Here is a 591-nt window from a genome sequence, read left to right as displayed (position 1 = left end):
GATATCCGAACGCGTCGGAGCGCTGACGGCGTGGCGGAGGATATCAAGTCAGCTCCTCACGGGCGAATAACCGTGCGATAGAGCGCCTCGTACGTTCGGGCCATGACGTCCGCACCGAAGCGGGCCCGGGCCCGCGCGGCGCAGGCGCCACGGTCGATCCGGGAGAGCCGGCCGATGGCGCCCGGCACGTCCTCCAGGCGGTCGACGAGATAGCCGGTGACGCCCTCCTCGATCAGCTCAGGCATGGACCCGCGGCGCAGGGCGATGACGGGCGTGCCGCAGACCATCGCCTCGATCACCGAAAGGCCGAATGGCTCGTCAAAGGCAATGAGATGCAGGAGGGACTTGGCCGCCCCGAGGAACCTCGCGCGGCCCGCACCCTCCACCGTGCCGACCCAGATCGCGTCCGCACCGAGCCGCGGCTCGACCTGAGCCGCATGATAGGCGCGGTCGGCGACGATGCCGGCAAGGCGGATCGGCAGGCCCGCCCTGCGCGCGGCGTCGATCGCCGCAGCCGGGCCCTTCTCGGGATGCGAGCGCCCGAAGAAGGCGAGCGGCGCATCGGGGCCGGGATCGGGCGCCACCGGCCAG

General features: G+C 71.9%; 1 protein-coding gene. It reads right to left on the bottom strand.

Annotation, left to right across the window (positions count from 1 at the left end; translation table 11 throughout):
- Positions 1 to 56: 56 nt before the first annotated feature.
- A partial coding sequence (locus Q1A87_RS23690) for a glycosyltransferase (RefSeq protein WP_299657321.1) occupies positions 57 to 591 on the bottom strand: 535 nt, incomplete at its 5' end.

It is taken from the genome of uncultured Jannaschia sp. (assembly GCF_947494055.1).
Lineage (GTDB): Bacteria > Pseudomonadota > Alphaproteobacteria > Rhodobacterales > Rhodobacteraceae > Jannaschia.
This window is presented reverse-complemented; position numbering and strand designations above follow the sequence as displayed.